Annotated in this window: 16 protein-coding genes; 7 read left to right on the top strand and 9 right to left on the bottom strand. The window is 68.9% G+C overall.

Annotated elements, in window-relative coordinates:
- From DWQ67_RS13805 to DWQ67_RS11995, 3 genes are all read left to right on the top strand, one after another.
- On the top strand, positions 1-918 hold a 918-nt coding region (locus DWQ67_RS13805; RefSeq protein WP_199712705.1), incomplete at its 5' end, for a hypothetical protein.
- Positions 919-1,049: 131 nt separating this feature from the next.
- Positions 1,050-1,358, top strand: coding sequence for a hypothetical protein (locus tag DWQ67_RS11990; protein WP_121485855.1), 309 nt, complete (start codon positions 1,050-1,052; stop codon positions 1,356-1,358).
- Between the two features lie 46 nt (positions 1,359-1,404).
- Positions 1,405-1,821, top strand: a complete 417-nt coding sequence (locus DWQ67_RS11995; RefSeq protein ID WP_147433692.1) for a hypothetical protein — start codon at positions 1,405-1,407, stop codon at positions 1,819-1,821.
- Positions 1,822-1,846: 25 nt separating this feature from the next.
- On the opposite strand, the gene DWQ67_RS12000 is transcribed toward DWQ67_RS11995, so the two are convergent.
- Entirely contained in the window at positions 1,847-3,076 is a 1,230-nt protein-coding gene (locus tag DWQ67_RS12000) for a M20 metallopeptidase family protein (protein WP_199712707.1), read from the bottom strand.
- Between the two features lie 192 nt (positions 3,077-3,268).
- Here DWQ67_RS12000 and DWQ67_RS12005 point away from each other — a divergent pair, with 192 nt between their 5' ends.
- Positions 3,269-3,883 (top strand): DUF308 domain-containing protein, encoded by a 615-nt coding sequence (locus DWQ67_RS12005; protein WP_199712709.1) that lies wholly within the window; start codon positions 3,269-3,271, stop codon positions 3,881-3,883.
- A 47-nt stretch (positions 3,884-3,930) separates the two neighbouring features.
- Positions 3,931-4,677 (top strand): SDR family NAD(P)-dependent oxidoreductase, encoded by a 747-nt coding sequence (locus DWQ67_RS12010; RefSeq protein ID WP_121485858.1) that lies wholly within the window; start codon positions 3,931-3,933, stop codon positions 4,675-4,677.
- A gap of 39 nt (positions 4,678-4,716) precedes the next feature.
- On the opposite strand, the gene DWQ67_RS12015 is transcribed toward DWQ67_RS12010, so the two are convergent.
- The 3 genes from DWQ67_RS12015 to DWQ67_RS12025 all read right to left on the bottom strand — a co-directional run bounded on the left by DWQ67_RS12015 (position 4,717) and on the right by DWQ67_RS12025 (position 8,324).
- Complete coding sequence (locus tag DWQ67_RS12015; RefSeq protein ID WP_121485859.1) at positions 4,717-5,409, bottom strand: histidine phosphatase family protein; 693 nt, start codon at positions 5,407-5,409, stop codon at positions 4,717-4,719.
- A 183-nt stretch (positions 5,410-5,592) separates the two neighbouring features.
- Positions 5,593-7,038 carry an aldehyde dehydrogenase family protein gene (locus DWQ67_RS12020; protein WP_121485860.1) on the bottom strand — a complete coding sequence of 482 codons (1,446 nt, stop codon included), beginning with the start codon at positions 7,036-7,038 and terminating at the stop codon, positions 5,593-5,595.
- A gap of 113 nt (positions 7,039-7,151) precedes the next feature.
- Positions 7,152-8,324 (bottom strand): acyl-CoA dehydrogenase family protein, encoded by a 1,173-nt coding sequence (locus DWQ67_RS12025; protein WP_233556080.1) that lies wholly within the window; start codon positions 8,322-8,324, stop codon positions 7,152-7,154.
- 179 nt (positions 8,325-8,503) lie between these two features.
- Between DWQ67_RS12025 and DWQ67_RS12030 the strand changes: the two genes are divergently transcribed.
- Positions 8,504-10,096: a PucR family transcriptional regulator gene (locus DWQ67_RS12030; protein ID WP_121485973.1), complete on the top strand. Its 1,593-nt coding sequence runs from the start codon at positions 8,504-8,506 to the stop codon at positions 10,094-10,096.
- Here the strand turns inward: DWQ67_RS12030 and ppk2 are convergent.
- From ppk2 to DWQ67_RS12055, 5 genes are all read right to left on the bottom strand, one after another.
- A complete protein-coding gene (ppk2, locus tag DWQ67_RS12035) occupies positions 10,066-10,956 on the bottom strand; it encodes a polyphosphate kinase 2 (RefSeq protein WP_121485861.1) in 891 nt (296 codons plus the stop codon). The genes DWQ67_RS12030 and ppk2 overlap by 31 nt on opposite strands.
- 236 nt (positions 10,957-11,192) lie before the next feature.
- Positions 11,193-12,299, bottom strand: coding sequence for a magnesium and cobalt transport protein CorA (locus DWQ67_RS12040; protein ID WP_121485862.1), 1,107 nt, complete (start codon positions 12,297-12,299; stop codon positions 11,193-11,195).
- A gap of 502 nt (positions 12,300-12,801) precedes the next feature.
- Positions 12,802-13,935 carry a CaiB/BaiF CoA transferase family protein gene (locus DWQ67_RS12045; protein ID WP_121485974.1) on the bottom strand — a complete coding sequence of 378 codons (1,134 nt, stop codon included), beginning with the start codon at positions 13,933-13,935 and terminating at the stop codon, positions 12,802-12,804.
- Between the two features lie 245 nt (positions 13,936-14,180).
- The gene (locus tag DWQ67_RS12050; protein WP_233556081.1) at positions 14,181-15,722 is read right to left on the bottom strand and encodes an APC family permease; all 1,542 of its coding nucleotides are present in this window, start codon (positions 15,720-15,722) and stop codon (positions 14,181-14,183) included.
- Between the two features lie 170 nt (positions 15,723-15,892).
- Positions 15,893-16,480, bottom strand: coding sequence for an ArsR/SmtB family transcription factor (locus DWQ67_RS12055; protein ID WP_199712711.1), 588 nt, complete (start codon positions 16,478-16,480; stop codon positions 15,893-15,895).
- A gap of 79 nt (positions 16,481-16,559) precedes the next feature.
- On the opposite strand from DWQ67_RS12055, the gene DWQ67_RS12060 reads away from it, so the two are divergent.
- The gene (locus DWQ67_RS12060; protein WP_121485863.1) at positions 16,560-17,915 is read left to right on the top strand and encodes an MFS transporter; all 1,356 of its coding nucleotides are present in this window, start codon (positions 16,560-16,562) and stop codon (positions 17,913-17,915) included.
- Positions 17,916-18,209: the final 294 nt, after the last annotated feature.

The following is an 18,209-nucleotide window of genomic DNA, read 5'->3' on the forward strand; positions in this document are numbered from 1 at the left end:
GTGGCGCTGGCACAGCTGGATCCGCTGGATCCGCTGGCGATCCTAAACGACGGCGGGTACTCCCTGAACACCCTGCAGGGCACGCTCCTTGCCAAACTGGCCTTGGCCCTATCCCTGGCCATCCCCGCCCTGCTGGCCTGGCTGATCCCGCGCCCGCTGCGCGCCCTGCCTTACGCTGCCCGCGACCACATTGTTGGCGGAGAGAGGTCCACAAACGCGGACGATGCCAGCAGGGGGATCCTCAGGCTCGTGATCGTCGGCGCTGCGGCGTGGATCATTCCCTCAGTTGTACTTGCAGCAGGTATCGATTTAAGGGACATCTGGTCTGAAATGCAGGACCTCTGGATGCTGTTACTGCTAGCGGGACTCATGGCCGCTCCCCTCGCCGCCATTTCATGCCTCGGCACGGGCTTCGCGACGCTAGGGGTGCTGTGGCCCATCCTTTGCCGCGCCGGAATGCGCACGTGGACTGCTGGGTTGGCGGCCGCTAGCCTGTGCCAGCTTGGGCCGGTCGTGAGGCACACCTGGGCACTCCTGACGTTGCCCAGCGAGGCCACCGACCCAAGCCAACGAGCTGATCTGGGCGGACAAGTCAGCCTCGCAACCGGGTCGTTGTGGCTCATCCTCTTCATCGTACTGATCAGCGCCGCGCTCTCCCGGCTGGCGACCGAGCGCGGGATCATCTATCGCACCCTGCTGGGGAGCATCCCCCTTGCGGGGTTCTCGCCGCACTACTGGCTTTGGGAAATTTTGCTGCAGTCAAGAGGGATCGACTTTCCCTTTCTGTTGCCAATCACTGGCGCGTCCACCATCGTCGTTATCGCGATCATTCTGATGGCGGCCAGGCGAAATACCGCGGCCGAGGGGCGGGACTGCTCGCTAGAGCGTAGGGATCCCCACCTTCGCGCAGACAGCTAGGCACCCGTTCCCACGCCAAGTCACCAGCTCCATGAACCTCACCAAAGCAGAGGACCCCACCCTGGGACCCCTTGAAGACCACGAACACCCCGGTGCCCCGGCCGGACACCCCAGCCCGGCAGGATCGGCCGATGGCCCGCCGCGAGCTGATCCTCAGGCTCGCCATCTTCGTGGTCACCTCGGTGGCGCTGGCACAGCTGGATCCGCTGGATCCGCTGGCGATCCTAAACGACGGCGGGTACTCCCTGAACACCCTGCAGGGCACGCTCCTTTCCAAACTGGCCTGGGCCCTGGCCATCCCCGCCCTGCTGGCCTGGCTGATCCCGCGCCCACTGCGCGAGCTCGCCAGGGCGCCCCGCCCGGGTCGGCCGGCAAACAGCCAGCCGACCGAGGCATTCTCCAGTTGGTCCTCATCGCCGCTGCCGCTTGGATCCCCCTGACCATCTTCCTCGCGGCCGTGAGGGACCTGACTGACAGCTCCACTGAGTGCCCAGCGTGTGGGCCCTCTATCTGATCGTCGAGGTGCTCAGGGCACCGTTCGCGGCGATCGCGACCCTTGGCGCCGACTTCGCCACCCTGGGAGTCCCGTTGCTGATCCTAACGAGGGCTGGAATGACCCCGTGGGCCGCCGGCCTCGCGGCAACGGCCCTGCGTCAGCTAGGCCCGGCCACGCTCCACATCGCCACTTTGCTGACGCTGCCCGGCAACGCGGAAGCCGTCGCCAGACCCGGAGGAGTGGAGCGGCAGCTCAATCTGCCCAGCGGCTCGCTGTGGGTCCTGTTCCTGATCGTGCTCTTGGTGCCGCACGGTCCCTGCTGGCCCCGGGTCGCGGGCTGCGGGCTGCGGGCTGCTCTACCGCACGCTGCTGGGGCCCTCGCGGCAGCGGCCCGGGTGGTGCTGTGATCATCCTGCTGACCGCCCAAAGGCGCTACGCGATCGTCGCCAAATCCCCCAGCGCAACCGGCGCCGTCCGCAACGCCAACTCGGCCAGCACCTCAACAGCGCGGGGCAACACCGCGTCGTCGAACACCGCCAGCGGCGAATGGTTGGTGGGCGCCGACGCAACGTCGACGCCGGGCGGCACGGCTCCAAGCAAGACGTACGCGCCAGGTACCTCGTTGAGCACGCAAGAGAAGTCCTCGCTCCCCGGCTCCGCGGCGGGGAGCTCCGCGAAGGCGTCCGCACCGTAGAGGTCCTCGATGACCCCGCGCGCAAAGTCCACGTGCTCGGCGGAGTTCACGGTGACAGGGAACTCGCAGTCGTGCTTGATGGAGACGGTCATCCCGTGCGCGTCGGCGATGCCGCGCACCAGCCGCTGCACTGCGGGAATCAGGCGCGAGCGCGCCTGGGCAGAGAAGGAGCGCAGGGTGATCGCGAGGGTGGCGAAGTCGGGGATGATGTTGGACGCGGTGCCGGCGGTGAGGTGCCCCACCGTCGCCACGACAGGGTCCATCGCATCAAACTGCCGCGTGACGAGGGTCTGCAGGCCAAGCACCATCTCAGCCGCAACGGGCACCGGATCAAGGGAGAGATGCGGCACCGATCCGTGCCCGCCCTCCCCGTTCACCGTGACGATCAGGTCATCACAGCCGGCCTGAATGGTCCCCGCCCGGGAGACGAACTGACCGTGCGGGTACTTGGCGGAGTAGACGTGCAGCGCGTAGGCGGCGTCCGCCTTGGGTCCGGCCACCGTCAGCAGCCCCTGATCAATCATCTTCTGCGCGCCGCCGTCCGTTTCCTCGGCGGGCTGGAACATCCCGATCACGTCCGCCGCCAACTCCGAGCGGCGCTGGCTCAGCCATGCCAGGGCGCCAAAGAGCCCTGCGGTGTGAAGGTCGTGACCGCACGCGTGCATGGTCCCGGGCACGGGCGGCGCATAGTCCAGCCCCGTCTCCTCCGTCACGGGAAGCCCGTCCATATCCCCCCGCAACAGCACGACGGCGCGCCGGGTCCCCTGCGGGATCGGCGCGGCACCCCGCAGCACGGCCACCACCGAGCTCATTCCCTCACCGGTGGTGACCTCTAGCCCCTCCACCCGCGCGAGCCGCGCCAGCACGGCGGCCTGCGTGCGCGGCAGGTCAAGGTCAAGCTCGGGGTGCGCGTGAAGCTCGCGGCGAAAGCTGATGACCTCTTGGGCCAGGTGCGTGGGAAGCGGCACGGGATCCTCCTGGGGTGACTCTGACGGCGGCGCGCTGGGCACGGGGCTGAGGCCCCGTCATCAGACCCTAGCCGTGCGTCGTAGACTCCGAAGCACAGAGCACCACGTCATCCACAGCGTGCCGCAGATGGCATGCAGACGGGCGGCTGCCTCTCGGCGGCCACCCGATGCACAACGTAAGGGAACAGATTCTTGAGCACCTCACCTGACTCCACACCACGCAACGCGGCTCCCGCTAGCCTCCTGGCCGGCCTAGGGGAAGACCTGCGCAAGCGCACCTTCACGTGGCTGCTGGTCCGCGGCATCCTGGCCCTGATCCTGGGCATCCTGCTCTTTGTGGCCCCCGGTTTTGGCGCCGCAGCCATCGGCATCTTTGTGGCCTTCAGCATCGGCCTGTGGCTCATCATGGACGGAACCATCCTCTGCTCCATGGCCCTGCGGGACAAGAAGGTCGGCGCCGCCAAGTGGGGCTGGGTCCTCGCCGGCGGCATTCTCACCCTCCTGGCCGGACTGGTGGTGCTGATCTTCCCGCTCGCGATCGCCGCGTTCCTTGGCCTGTTCATCCTCTGGACCATGGCCATCGCCTTGGTCCTGCGCGGTGTGGCCGACTTGGGAGATCGCCACCTGGGCGGATGGGGCATTGCGCTCGGCGTGATCAACATCCTGTTCGGCGTTGTCTTCGCGATCCTGCTGTTCGCCAACCCCACCTCCGCCCTGGTGTCCCTGGTCTGGGTGGCCGGGGTCTACGGCGTGGTGTTTGGCGTCACCGGCATTGTCACCGCCTTCCGGGTGCGCAACGCCGCCTAAAGCCACACCAAAAGCACCAGCGCCAGTACCAGCACTAAGGACACCCCATGAGCTTCCACGATCAGTCCGCCCTCGTGACCGGGGCGGGTGCGGGCATCGGCCGCGCCATCGCCCTGCGCCTGGCCGCCGACGGCGCCAAGGTGCTGGTCAGCGACGTCAACGATGAGGCGGGTGCTCAGACCGCTGACCTGATCACCGCGGCAGGGGGCACCGCGCTCTACCAGCACGCCAACGTCGCGGACGCGGCGCAGGTCAAGGCGCTCATCGGCCGCGCCGTCAGCGAGTTTGGCGGCCTAACACTGGCCGTGAACAACGCCGGGGTGGGCGCCCAGCCCAAGCCGCTGCATTACCTCTCGGACGCCGAGTGGCAGCGCACCATGGACGTCACCCTCACCGGCACCTTCCAGTGCCTGCGGGAGGAGTTGGGGCACATGGTCAAGAACGGCGGGGGCGCCATCGTGAACATCGCCTCCATCGGGGCCCTGCAGTCCACACCGCATCTGAGCCCGTACGGCGCCTCCAAGCACGGCGTCCTCTCACTGACGCAGTCTGTGGCGGCCGAGTATGCCGCACGCGGCATCCGGGTCAACGCTGTGGCGCCGGGGCCCATCGTGACGGACGCCCTGGCGTCCCTGCCGCAGGAGGCGCAGGAAGACTACGCCGCCGAGGTTCCCCTGCGGCGCCTTGGCCGGCCGGAGGAGGTTGCTGACGCGGCCGCCTTCCTGCTCTCCGAGCGGGCCTCGTTCATCACCGGCCAGATCCTGGCGGTGGACGGCGGCGCGCTGGTGCGTTAGCGGCGGGCACCGGCCCGCGGCGCGCCACCAGCTGGTGCGTTAGCGGCCCGTCGCCTCGCCGCCGGTGAGGAACGCCCACTGGGCGTCGTCAAGGCCGGTGGCCTCTGCGTTGGCGGGGCTGGGGTGGAAGCGCTGCCACTGATCAAGGGAATCCAGCGCCAGACGGATGAGCGTGCCGTGGGCCACCACAATGATGCGGTCCTCCGGGTACATGCCGTGGACCCGGCGCAGCGCCTCCAGGCCGCGTTCGCCGGTGGCACGCGAGCGCTCGACGCCCGGGAGCAGTCCCAGCCGGTAGCCCTTCTCCTCGACGGGGGTGGGGTCCGCGCCGTGGCCCGGGTGCAGCACGTGGCGGGTCTGCTCCGGCAAATCGGCGTCGACGGCGCCCTCCAGTTCGCCGTAGGCCCGCTCCACCAGGCCGGGGTCCGTGGTGGGCACGGGCAGGCCAAGGTGCGCGGCGATGATGGAGCCGGTCTCAAAGGCGCGGCCAAGCGGGGAGGTCACCACACGGGTAAAGCCCTGCCCCTCGAGCGAGCGCGCGGCCAGTTGGGCCTGCTCCTTGCCCGTCTGATTCAGGGGAATGTCCACCTGCCCCTGCAGGCGGCCCGCCTTGTTCCAGTCGGTCTGACCGTGGCGGATCAGCACCATCTGCGCGGCCCCCAGGGGCACGGCGCTGGCGGTTGTTGGGTCCACGGCGACGACGGGGGTGGCAGGGAAGAGCTCAGAAGTCATGTCCTCCAGCGTATCCAAGCCGCCCGCGCGCCGCAGTGATGGGCGCGACGCTTACCCTCGGAAAAGTCACATCCGCGCACCATGCCCGACGACGCGACGGTTCCGTCGCGTCGTCGGGCGCAGGGTTCCAGCGGGCGCAGGGTTCCGGCGGAGACGGGGCGCCGGATGCCGCCCGGTGCGGGGTCAGCCGCGCAGGTACACCGTGGTGGTGTGGGTGAAGAATTCGCGCGCGGCGAGGCCCTGTTCCTTGGGCCCGTAGCCGGAGCGCTTGGCGCCACCGAAGGGCACGTGCGGGTCGGCACCCGCGGACTCGGAGTTCACGTGCAGCATGCCCACGTCAATCCCGTCCACGGCGGAGAGCGCGGTGGCGATGTCCCGTGTGAACACCGCGCAGGAGAGGCCCAGATCGCCGTGGTTGGCCGCCGCAAAGGCCTGCTGTACGCCGTCCACCAGGCGCACGGCCAGGACCGGGCCAAAGAGTTCCTCCGTCCAGGCCAGGTTCTCCAGCCCCTCGTCGCCGTCCGGCAGCTGCAGGAGCGTGGGGGTGAGGAAGGCGCCCTCGGCAGGCTCGCCTCCCAGGAGAAGGGTGGCGCCCTGTTCCACCGCCTGCTGCGTGGACGCCGCGATGGTGGACGCGGCACGGGCGGAGATGACCGGGCCCATGGCGACCCCGGGGGTCTGCGGGTCCCCCACCGGCCAATCGGCCAAGCGGGCACGCAGGCGCTCAAGGAAGGGCTCGGCGATGGCGCGGTCAAGGACCAGGCGGGAGGTGGCCGTGCACTTTTGGCCGGTGGAGCGGAAGGCACCAAAGAGGACCTGCTCCGCGGCCAGGTCAAGGTCGGCATCCGCGAGCACCACGGAAGCGTTCTTTCCGCCCATTTCCGCCTGCATGGGCACCCCGCGGGAGGCCGCGCGCCCAGCCAGGGCGCGGCCCACTCCGGTGGAACCGGTAAAGGTCAGGCCGTCCAGATCGGCGTGGTCCACGATCGCATCGCCCATCGATGAGGGGCCCATGACCAGGTTCAGGACGCCGGCGGGCAGCCCGGCCTGGTGCAGGGCGCTGGCCAGGCGGTAGGCCAGGAGCGGCACCGCGGAGGCTGGCTTCCACACCACCGTGTTGCCGTACACCAGCGCGGGGGCAATCTTCCAGGCGGGGATGGCGATGGGGAAGTTGAACGGGGTGATCACACCCACCACGCCCAGCGGCTTGTGGGTCACCAGGATCTGCTCGCCGGCGCGCGGCGAGGCAAAGACCGCGCCCTGCTCGCGGTGGGCGGCCTCCGACTGGTAGCGCAGCACCTGGGCTGCGCGGGTCACCTCTCCGACACCCTCTGCCAGGGTCTTGCCCTCCTCGGCGCTGAGCTCTGCCCCCCACTCCTTGGCGTGGGATTCCACGATCGTGGCCGCGGCCGCCAGCAGCTCGCCGCGCGCCTGCAGTGGCATCCGCGCCCAGCCTGGGGCCGCGGCGCGGGCGGCGGCAAACGCCTGGTCCACCTCTGCCGGGCTCGCCGCCCGCCCCACGGAGACGACTTCTCCCGGGCGAGCCGGGTTGCTGGAGCCAATGGCGTCCCCGGCACCCTCGCGCCAGGTGCCGTTGATGAGGTGCTGCAGGGTGATGGGGGCGCTCATGCGGCTCTCCTGGCTAGATGCGTGCGGTCGTGTGGGGCGGTCGTGCGGGACGGGCGGGCCTGCGGGTGAGGTCAGCGGGCCTGCGGGTGAGGTCAGCGGGCCTGCGTGTCAGGTCAGCGGTACGCGGGAAGGCCCGTGAGCTGCTGGCCCAGAATCAGGGTGTGCACCTCGTCGGTGCCCTCGTAGGTGCGCACCGATTCAAGGTTCGCTGCGTGGCGCATGGCGGGGTGCTCCGGGGTGATGCCGTTGCCGCCAAGGATGGTGCGTGCCTCGCGGCAGATCTCGATGGCCTCGCGCACATTGTTGAGCTTGCCCACGCTGATGTGGTGGATCTTCAGGGTGCCAGCGTCCTTCATTCGACCGGTGTGCAGCGCCAGCAGGAATCCCTTGTTGATCTCCAGCGCCATGTCCACCAGCTTCTTCTGGGTGAGCTGGAAGCCGGCGATGGGCCGGCCAAACTGGATGCGCTCCCCCGCGTACGCCAGCGCGTCCTCGAAGGAGTCGCGGGCGGCGCCCATGGCCCCCCACAGGATCCCGTAGCGCGCCTCGTTGAGGCAGGAGAACGGGCCCTTGAGTCCGCGAACGTTGGGCAGCATGGCGCTGCCGGGCAGGCGCACATCCGTGAGCTCAACATCGCACTGCACGGAGGCGCGCATGGACATCTTGGGGGCAATGGGGGTGGCCTTGAAGCCTGGGGTGTCCGTGGGGACAACAAACCCCCGAATCCCGTCATCCGTCTGGGCCCAGACCACACCGACGGAGGCCAGCGAGGCCAGCCCAATCCAGCGCTTGGAGCCGTTGAGCACCCAGTCGTTGCCGTCGCGGCGGGCAAAGGTCTTCATGGAGGCGGGGTCGGAACCGGCCGTGGGCTCGGTCAGGCCAAAGAAGCCGATGGCCTCTCCGGCTGCCATGCGCGGCAGCCATTCCTGCTTCTGCTCCTCGGAGCCGTGCTTGTGGATCGCGGACATGGCCAGCGAGCCCTGCACGGAGACAAAGGTGCGCAGGCCGGAGTCCCCGGCCTCCAACTCGGCGCCCGCCAGACCGTACTCCACGGCGGAGCGTCCGGCGCAGCCGTAGCCCTTCAGGTGCATGCCGAGCAGACCCATCTTGCCCATCTCCGGCACCAGCTCCGTGGGGAAGTGCGCGTCCTCAAACCACTGCGCAATATTGGGGCGAATCTGCTCATCCACAAAGCTGCGCACCCGTGAGCGCGTGGCGAGTTCCTCCTCGCTGAGCAGCTCGTCGAAGTCGATGAGGTCTGCGGGGCTGGGGCCAAGGTTGCTCACGGGTGGGGCTCCTGTCTGGGTAGCCAGGCTGCACGACGGCGCGTGGCTGGCTGGGCGGGCATCGCTGCGTTCCGCGGCGCGGCGGCCACGGACGTTCTTGGTCCACCGTAGGCCCGCGGCGTGAGGGGGGTCATTAGACAAACTATCCAAACCGCCCCGCCGTGTTGGATGATGAAACCGTGATTACCCTGCCCCACCTCGTCTCCGCGCTGGGAAGCGAGCTGCGCGTGGCGCCCGGCCTCGCGGCGTCGAACAGGCCCTTGAGTGGCGTCCACGTGTCAGAGCTCCAGGACCCGACCCCGTACCTGGAGGGCGGGGAGCTGCTGCTGACCACCGGCATGCCGTTGGCCGCGGGCCAGGCGGAGGTGCACGCCTACGTGACGCGCCTTGCCGCGCGGGGCGTGAGTGCGCTCGGGATTGGGCTGGGCCCGTGGGCCGCCACCCCGCCCGCCGCCCTGACGCAGGCCTGCCGCGCTGCGGGGCTTGACCTGGTCCTGGTGCCGGACGGCGTCCCGTTTCAGAACGTCTCCCGCGCCTTTTGGGGCCTGACCCTCAAGGACGGCACCGCCGGCCTGCGTGACTTCCTTGGCACGCAGACGGCGCTGGCCAGGGCAGCCACTCGCCCGGACGCCACCGCCGCCGTGATCCGCGGCCTGGCTCAGGCCCTGGGCGGCTGGGCGGCGTACGTCCCGGCGGACGGCGCGCCCCCCACCGTCTGGCCAGGGGACGTGGAGCCGCTGCTACCCACGCTCCGCGAGGACCTGGCCCGCCTCAACCGCTCCGGCGCGCACTCCGCGGCCACCTTTGAACTGCACGGCCAACCCGTGGTGGCGCACCCGATCATGGGGGCCAGTCGCACCCACGGCTTTTTGGTGATTGGCTCCGGGCGCACGCTGGGAGGGCCGGATCGCCAGGTGATCTCCACCGTCTGCACCCTGCTCGCCATGCGTGCGCGCCAGCGCGAGATCGTCACCGATGCCACCGCCACCTTGGGCGGCGCCGTGGTGCGGTTGTTGCACGCCGGGCAGACCGAATCCGCCCGGCTGGTGGCGGATGAGGTGGGGCTTGGTCCGCTGCCGGAGCGCGTGCGCTGGCTGGTGCTGCGCACCGGCCCCGCGCGGGACGCGGCCACCGCGCTGGCCACGGCGGAGCGGATGCTGGGGTCAGAGCGGATGCTGGGGACCACTCAGATTCCCGGGGCGGAGGAGGGCCCGTTGCCCTGGTTCGATGCCATGCTGGGCGCCCTGCTGGGTGCCATGCACCGCGTAGAAGAGGACGGCACGCTCGCCGTCTTGCTGCCGGCCGGGGGCAACCCGCCCGGCCCGGCCAGCACCGTCGCCGCCTCTCAGCCCCCCACCAACCCGGGCCCCGAACTCCCGCCGTTGCCGGAGTGGGCCGGAGGGGCGCTGGGAGAGGTGGTGGCCCTCTCGGCAGCCAGCCAGGCGCTCACTCTCACTCGTCGCGCTGCCGAGCAGGCGGCGTCGGGCACTATCACCCTGCCTGGCACGCCGCGCCCCGAGCGCGCCGAGGGATGGCTGGAGGAGCTGCGTGCTTACGAGCGGGCGGACCTGCTGCCCACGGTGACGGCGTATCTGCGCTGTCGTGGGCGCTGGGAGGAAGCGGCCAGGGAGCTGGGCGCGCACCGCAATTCGGTGCGTCACCGTATTGGCGTCGCGAGCGATCTGCTGGGCGTGGACCTTGACGATCCGGACGTTTCTGCGGAGCTGTGGCTGGCGCTGCGTCAGTCGCCCACGGCGGCGCGACCGCGCTGAATGATCAGCGGGTCCGGCTTGCCGATGCGCTCGGGGTCCTTGCCCTCGTACTCCACCTGCGTCAGGAAGTAGCGGATCGCGTTCAGGCGCGCGCGCTTCTTGTCGTTGGATTTGATGCTGACCCACGGCGCCCAGTCGGTGTCCGTGCGGCGGAACATGTCCTCCTTGGCCTCCGTGTAGGCCTCCCACTTATCAAGTGACTCCAGGTCCATGGGGCTCAGCTTCCACTGCCGCACCGGGTCAATCTGGCGGATGATGAAGCGGGTGCGCTGCTCCGATTGCGTCACGGAGAACCAGAACTTGGTGACCTTGATGCCGGAGTCCACCAGCATGTGCTCCAGGCGCGGAACGTCGCGCATAAAGTCCTGATACTCCGCCTCGTCGCAGAAGCCCATGACCCGCTCCACGCCGGCGCGGTTGTACCAAGACCGATCAAAGAGGACCAGCTCTCCCGCCGCCGGCAAGTACTTCACGTATCGCTGGAAGTACCACTGCGTGAGCTCGCGGTCGCTGGGCTTGGTCAGCGCCACGGTGCGGGCGTGGCGCGGGTTCAGGTGCTCGGTGAAGCGCTTGATGGTGCCGCCCTTGCCCGCGGCGTCGCGACCCTCAAAGAGGATGATGTGGCGCTCGCCGGTGCGCTGCTGCCAGGCCTGGAACTTGAGCAGTTCCACCTGCAGCTCGTACTTGGCGCTCTCGTATTCCTCGCGGCTCATGCGCTCGTCGTAGGGGTAGTTCTCCCGCCACGTGTCCACGGCGCGCCCCACCGGATCAATGAGCTCGGGGTCATCGTCAAAGTCATTGCCGAGGCTGAAGCCGTCGGTCTGGAGCAGGTCGATGTAGGCACGCACGTCGTCAAACATGGGCTCAGGCTATGCACTGAAGGTGACCGGAAGGTGAACAGTGTTGTGACACTGCCCGACGCCGTGTGGCCGGGTCGGCCGCCGAGCGGTGACTGTCCCGGTGGTGGGAGCGATCCTTGCGCTACTCGCGGTCAAGGCCACGCGGCGTCGGGCAGAAAAAACGGGCGAGGCAGGAGATCACACCCGCCCCGCCCAGCTCAGCGGCGCAGGCCGCCGGGCCGGTTAAACCAGTCCGCTCACATCCACTTCTTCTTGCGGAACGCGATCCAGATTCCCACGGCGAGCGCCACCATGGCGCTCACGGCCATGGGGTAGCCCAGGCTCCAATGCAGCTCCGGCATCTCGTCAAAGTTCATGCCATAGACGGCGCCAATCAGCGTCGGGGCAAAGAGGATGGCAGCCCAGCCGGAAATCTTTTTCATGTCCTCGTTTTGGCGTTGCGTCACGAGGGTGGAGTTCACGGAAAGGATCTGGCTGAGGGAATCGCGCAGTTCCACCACAAAGAGCGTGACGCTAGTGAGGTGATCCGTCACGTCCTGCAGGTAGGCGCGCAGGTCATCGCCGGTGCCGTATTTGCCAAAGCCTGAGCGCAGCCCGGTCAGCACCGCGCCAAGCGGGGCCACGGCATGCTGCAGGTCAATGACCTCTTGGCTCAGGCGATAGATGCGCTCCGTCACCGCGGCGTCGCCACCAAAGACCTGGCGCTCAATCTGCTCCTTATCCACATCCAGGCCGCGCAGCACCGGAAAATACCCGTCTACCAGCGCGTCAAGGAAGGCGTACACCACGGCCTCGGCGCCCAGCTTGAGCAGCTCGGGATCACGCGGGATGCGCTGACCGGCCCACGGCGCATCATCCTGACGCACCTGGCACAGCACGACCACAACATTGCCGCGAGAGAGCGTGTGGAACTCGGAGAACGCCACCTCTTCCTTCTCATCCAGGTAGCTGGCGGCGCGCGTGACCACAAAGAGCACATCGTCATAGCGCTCCAATTTGGGGCGCTGCTTGGCCTTGAGTAGGTCCTCCACAAGCAAGGGGTGAAGGTCCCAGAGGGAGGCCAACTCGGCGATCTGCTCAGGCTGCGGCAGGTCAAAACCAAGGACCACCAAGCGGCCCTCGGCCTCCTGCTCCCAGGCGGTGGCCTCGGCGAGCGCCGTGGGCGTCTTGGCCGCCGCATACTCTTCGGTGCTCACCGCCTCGCCGTCCTGGAAGAGCGACACAGTGAGCGAGCCGCGTGCTATCCGATGCCCGCCGGGATAGGGATTGCGTCGACTCAGGATGTCGATAAAGCGGTGCGGGGTGTGTGTGGTGCCGGCAGTGCGGCGGGCTGGGTTGGTCATGAGACCTCCTGAAGGGAAAACGGCGCGGGCCAACACGGAAATGGTCAGCCGGGCGGGTGCCCTTGCAGGGGGTTCGCGGCGGTCGCGTGCAACGCGAGGGCAGCGGGCCAAGAGGCACCTTGCGTAGGTTATCCCTTGATTGCTATCGAAGCCACCGGGGGCGTCATAGAGCGCGCTCCGCCCGTGGGCGTCGGCACGCATCCCAGCGCCCCCAACACGCTCACGGCGCCGCGCGCCCCCTTGACGGGACCGATTCCCCAGACGCCGGCCTCGACACTTGCCCTGCCAGCCTCACAGGCGTGAGGGACTCACGACGCGCAGGCCGCCTGCACTAGGCGCCAGAGACCCCGCCGTCCGGCCGGGGCACCAGATCCCGGCTGAAGGTTGCACGAACGTTGCATGGCCTCAGGTTCCCCGGGTTCACCGGGCCCCAAGTTCTCCGCGCGCCCCAGCGCGACCCCAGCGCGACCCCAGCGCGACCCCGGCGCGACCCCGGCGCAGCTCAGTCGCGCACCTCAAGCCACGCGCGCACCGCGTCGGAGTGAGCGCCGAGCGCGGGCGGCGCAGCCGCCGGCGCGGGGAAGGCGGGAACCCACGTGGCAGGGTGGCGGAACTGGCGCCCCACAGGCTCTCCAGCGTCGTCGTGCACTGTCAGGACCGGCTCCAAACCCAACGACTCCGCATACTGAACGCCCTCCTCGATGGTGGCGACCTTGCCAGCCGGAACGCCGGCGGCCTCAAAGCGCGCCTGCCAATTCTCGGCAGTGTCCGCGGCCAGGCCGCCCTCCAGCAGCACCTCCAACTCCTCCCGGTTGCGCACGCGGGCGGGGTTCGTGGCAAAGCGCTCGTCGGATTCCAACCCGGCCAGGCCCAGCTCGGCGCACATGCGCGCAAACTGCCCGTCGTTGCCGCATGCCACCGCCAGCGGGGCGTCCGCGCAGCGCAGCGATTGATACGGCGCGATGGAGGGGTGCACATTGCCCTTGCGCCGCGGCACCGCGCCGGCACCAAGGAAGGCCTGGCCCTGATTCACCAGCGCGCCCTGCAAGGAGGAGAGCAGATTGACCTTGACGTGCGAGCCACGCCCGGTGGACTCGCGGGCCCGCAGCGCCGCCAGGATCGCAATGGTCGCGTCTTTGGCCGTGAGCACATCCACCAGGGCCACACCGGACTTCATGGGCTCCCCGCCCGCCTCACCGGTCACGTCCATCAGGCCGCCCAGCGCCTGCACCACAAAGTCGTAGCCCGCCAGCTGCGCCCCGCCCACATCCCCAAAACCGGAGACGGAGGCATAGACGAGCCCCGGATTGTGCTCGGCGAGCGCGGCGTAACCCAATCCCAGCTTGTCCATGCCGCCCACCTTGAAGTTCTCCACGACCACGTCCGCGCGCAGGGCAAGGGCGCGCGCCACCTCGCGATCGGAAGGATCACCGAGGTCAAGCGCGATGGATTCCTTGTTGCGATTCACGGACTCGAAGTACGTGGCGGCGCCGGCCTCGGAGAAGGGCGGGCCCCAGCTGCGGGTGTCATCCCCCGCGCCGGGGCGCTCCACCTTGATGACCCGCGCGCCCAGATCCGCCAGCGTCATGGTGGCCAGCGGCCCGGCCAGGATGCGAGAGAAGTCCGCGATCAGCACGCCCTCCAGCGGGCGGGGTTGCTCGGCGGGTTGTTCGGCGGGCTGCTCGGCGGAATGCGGGGACGGCACGTGCTGGCTCACTCGGAGGGCCTTTCGACGGAGGGTGTGACCCACCTTACGGGCGCCCTGGCGCGGTGCGTGTGTGCACTCCGACCACCGCTTGGACGATTGGGCCCGGCTCCTGACTGAACCACCGGCGTCGGGCCCCCGCTCACCCGCCCATCGCGGCCATGTGGGTTGCGCTGCTACCGGCCGGTGAGCGCAGCCGCGGCAGGAATCGCGTCCCCTGCCGGGGCGTCGCCCTTGAGGTAGGGCTTGGCGATCGCCATGTAGAGCAGGCCAAGGCCAAGCACTATCGCGGTGGAGATGATGACCATCCAGTCAGCCACCCAGCTGTCGTTCACCGGGCGCGGCCAGGCCATGTTGAGCATGCCGAGGATGCCCCAGATCAGCGCCCCAATGTTGACCGGGAGGCCCCAGGCGCCCATCGTGAATTTGCCCGCTGGGCGCCAGCCCTTGAGCCGGGCGCGCAGGGCGGCAAGGACCACCATTTGGAAGCCAAGGTACATGCCCATGGCGGCGAAGGAGATGATGTAGACCAGCGCATTGTCAGAGCCCATGGAGGCCAGGATGACGATCGCGGGGAGCACGCCTGCCACGACCAGCGCGTAGGGCGGCACGTGGCGCTTGTGGGAGAAGCGGGCCAGGAAGGTGGATCCGGGCAGGATCCCGTCGCGGCCCATGGAGTAAGCCAGCCGCGAGGCGGCGGCCTGCAGGCTCAGCACGCAGGAGATGAAGGAGATCAGCACCACGCAGACCACCAACTTGTAGCCCACGGGACCAAAGCCGGCCAGCAGCACCTCGGTGACCGGATCCGTGACGGTGCCATCAATGACCGCGCCGAAGTCCGGCACGGCAAGCACCAGTGAGAGGCAGATGAAGACGCCGGCCGCGCCACCGATGTAGATGGTCATACGCATGGCCTTGGGGATCTGCACGCCGGGGTTCTTGATCTCCTCCGCTACGTCGCCGCAGGCCTCAAAGCCGTAATACATGAAGATGCCGATCAGCGCGGCGGCGGCGAAGGCCCAGAAGTAGGACTGGCCCTCCCCCGCCCCGAAGGTCTGGAAGATCACGCCAAGGTCGTGGTGACGGTTGAAGATCAGCAGCCACAGGCCCACCACAATGGCGCCGCCCAGCTCGGCGATCAGGCCCACCATGGCCACCACGCTGAGCACCTTGGTGCCCATGAGGTTCAGCACGGTGGCGAGGGCAATCAGGACCAGGGCGCAGGTCACCGTGGCGGCGGTGCCGCTCTCCAACCCCAAGAGCGCGGCCACAAACGGGCCGGCGCCGTAGGCCACGGAGGCAATGGTGATCAGCAGCGCCACCAGGTAGACCCAGCCGTTCATCCAGCCCCACTTGCGTCCCCAGAGGCGCCGCGACCAGGGGTACACGCCGCCGGCCACAGGGTAGTTGGACACAATTTCGCCAAAGACGCTGGCCACCAGCCACTGACCAAAACCGACCAGCACCAGCGCCCACACCATGGGCGGGCCGCCATTCCCCAGGGCCGCCGCAAAGAGCGAGTAAATGCCCACCACGGGGGAAAGGTAGGTGAAGCCCAGGGAGACGTTGCCCCAGAAGGTCATTTCCCGTTTGAAGGACGGGTCGTAGTCGTAGCCCAGCTCCGCCAGCTGCGCGGCGTCGTCGTCTTGGGCGACGCCGCCTGGCTGGCTACGTGGCGATGGTTGCGCCGCGTGGGCGGCGTGGTTTTCAGCGGACACGGTGGTCCTCCTCGGGGGGCGGCGCAGGCAGAGCGAGCGGATGACGGGGTGCGGATGACGGGGTGCGGATGACGGGTGCGGACTTGCAGTGATGCGCGTCACGCGAGTGATGCAAAAGACCGTAGCGCTGAGGGTCTTAAGTCACAAGGGCGCCAGCGTCCAAGGACGACTCAGATCTCGTCGCTGGCTGCCAGGATCACCAGATCCCAACCCAGCGCATCCTCCGCCTCCTGCTCGCCGCGAAACTCCTCCACGACCCGCTCCATCGCGTCGATCATGGCAACAAAGCGCTCACGCGTGAGCCGCAGTCGCATATCCGTCAAGGCTCCGCGCACCACGGGGTCCTCACCACTGGTGTAGCCGGGCACCCAGGCGGCCACGCGGTTCAGCACCGACATATCGTCCTCCACCACGCCCGCCAACACCTGATTGCCCAGAAACTTGTCCGCGACCGGATGCTGCGGGGAACCCACCGAGCGGGCCTTGCGCACCGGCCGCCAGACCCGGTCGCGACCATCCCTCGCCAGCTCCGGAGCCTCCTCTATCAACCCGGCCTTGGCCAGGGTGCGCAAGTGAAAGCTGAGCTTGTTGGCCGGGACATCCAGGCTCTGCGCCAGATCCGCGGCGCGACCGTAACCCGCCACCGAAAGCGCCCTCACCAGGCGTCGACGCAAGGGGTTGGCCATGGCCTTGAGCACCTCGGTGGACATGGTCTCGTAGTTGCCCTGCGCCGCGTCGTGAGTCGAGTTCTCAGCCATGAGGCAAGCCTACCGATGCCCGAGAAAAGTTGCGCAATCATACTTGTGCAACTTTTCTTGCGTATGTAGTGTGAGCGGCATGTCCCCCGCCCCAGCCGCCCACAGCACCCGCCTCTTGGGCGGCGCCTACCCTTGGTGGCTTGTCGTGGACACCGCGACGATCCTCAACATCTCCCTCATCGGTTTTGCCGTGCCGCTGCTGGCCCTCATGGTCACCAACTCCCCCGCCCAGGCCGGCCTGATCGGCAGCATTGGAATCGCCATCCGCGTCCTGACCTCCATGCTCGGAGGCATCCAGGCGGACCGTCACCCACGCCTGCGCCTTATGCTCTTGGGGGCCCTGAGCGGCCTGGCCCTCGCGGCGATCTTCACCGCGCTCGCCGCGGCGCAGGCACTGAGTTTTCCCGTTCTCCTGGCGCTCAACGCGGCGATGGCCGCCCGCAACGGGCTCTTTGCCCCGGTCACGGACGCGGCACTCAAGGACCTGGTCCCAGCCCGAGCACTGGGCCGGGCCCAGGCCGCGAACCAAGGGCGCGACGCCGTGTTGTCGCTGGCCGCCGCCCCGCTGGGTGGGGTGCTGCTCGCGGTGGGCGGCTGGCTACTGGGCGCCACTCTCATCTTCAGTCAGCTGATCGCGAGCGCGACCGCTTGGGTGTTGCTGCGGCGTTGGACCCCCCAGCCCGGCCCGGAGGCCGAGCCGGGCGCCGTAGCCGACCCCGCGGCGTCGAGCACCGGACCTGATCCCGCGGCCCGCCGCCGCGGCCACCAGGAACTTGGCTCCGCGTTCCGCTGGCTGTGGCGCCGCCCAGACCTGCGCGGCGCACTGTTGGTCACCACACTCGTGAACCTGGGATTTAATGTGCTCGTGAGCACCTTGGTGTTTGCCATGCAGCAGGACGGCGTCTCGGTGGCGCAGATTGGGCTGGTCTCCGGCGGCATGGGCGCCGGGATGCTGCTGGGCGCCACAACGGCCCCGTGGCTGGTCTCGCGGCTGCCTGCCGGGCCGCTCTCCATCGCAGGATTGGTGCTCCTGGCCGCGGCGTCCGCCACTCTGCCGTGGATCACAGAGCCCCTGGGGCTGGCCATCGCGTTGGCCTGCAGCATGCTCGGCACGCCGGCCCTCAACGCCGCACTGCTGGGGTACTTCATGGTGGCCACGCCGCCGGACATGATGGGGCGCGCCAGCTCCATCGTCTCGGTCTTCTCCACCGGGGCCATGCCGCTCTCACCCCTCATCGCCGGCGTGGGGCTCAGCCTGGCCGGGCGCACCCCCACGCTGTTAGTTGGCATGGGGATCTGCGTGGCAGCCGCGGCGCTGGCGTTGGGGACGCGCCAGCTGCGTCGTCTTCCCAAGGAAGCGCAGTGGACGGCGCACGCGACGGCCGCCGCGGCGCCAGCCGGGCCCGCCGGGCCAACCAGACCAGCCAGACCCTGACTGGCTGTCTTACCCCGCCAGGTGAGGTACGGGTTCGGCGACCGTGCGGTAGTGCCGACCTGAGGCGCCGGGCGACGCCGCTCTGGGGGCGCTCAACGTTTCCGGGGGGCAAGTCCATCTCCCCAGGGCACCCCCGGCCCCGCGCCTGCCACCTGATACGACATTCGCCGCGTTGCACGACGGCGTTTGTCGTATGAAGTGTCACTCCGCGGCAGCGACGTCGTACCAGGTGGCATTTGTCGCACGGGGTGGCAACCCGGCCCCCCGCAGACCCGCGCCCGTCCGAACTCGAGA

It is taken from the genome of Galactobacter caseinivorans, assembly GCF_003640665.1.
GTDB lineage: Bacteria > Actinomycetota > Actinomycetes > Actinomycetales > Micrococcaceae > Galactobacter > Galactobacter caseinivorans.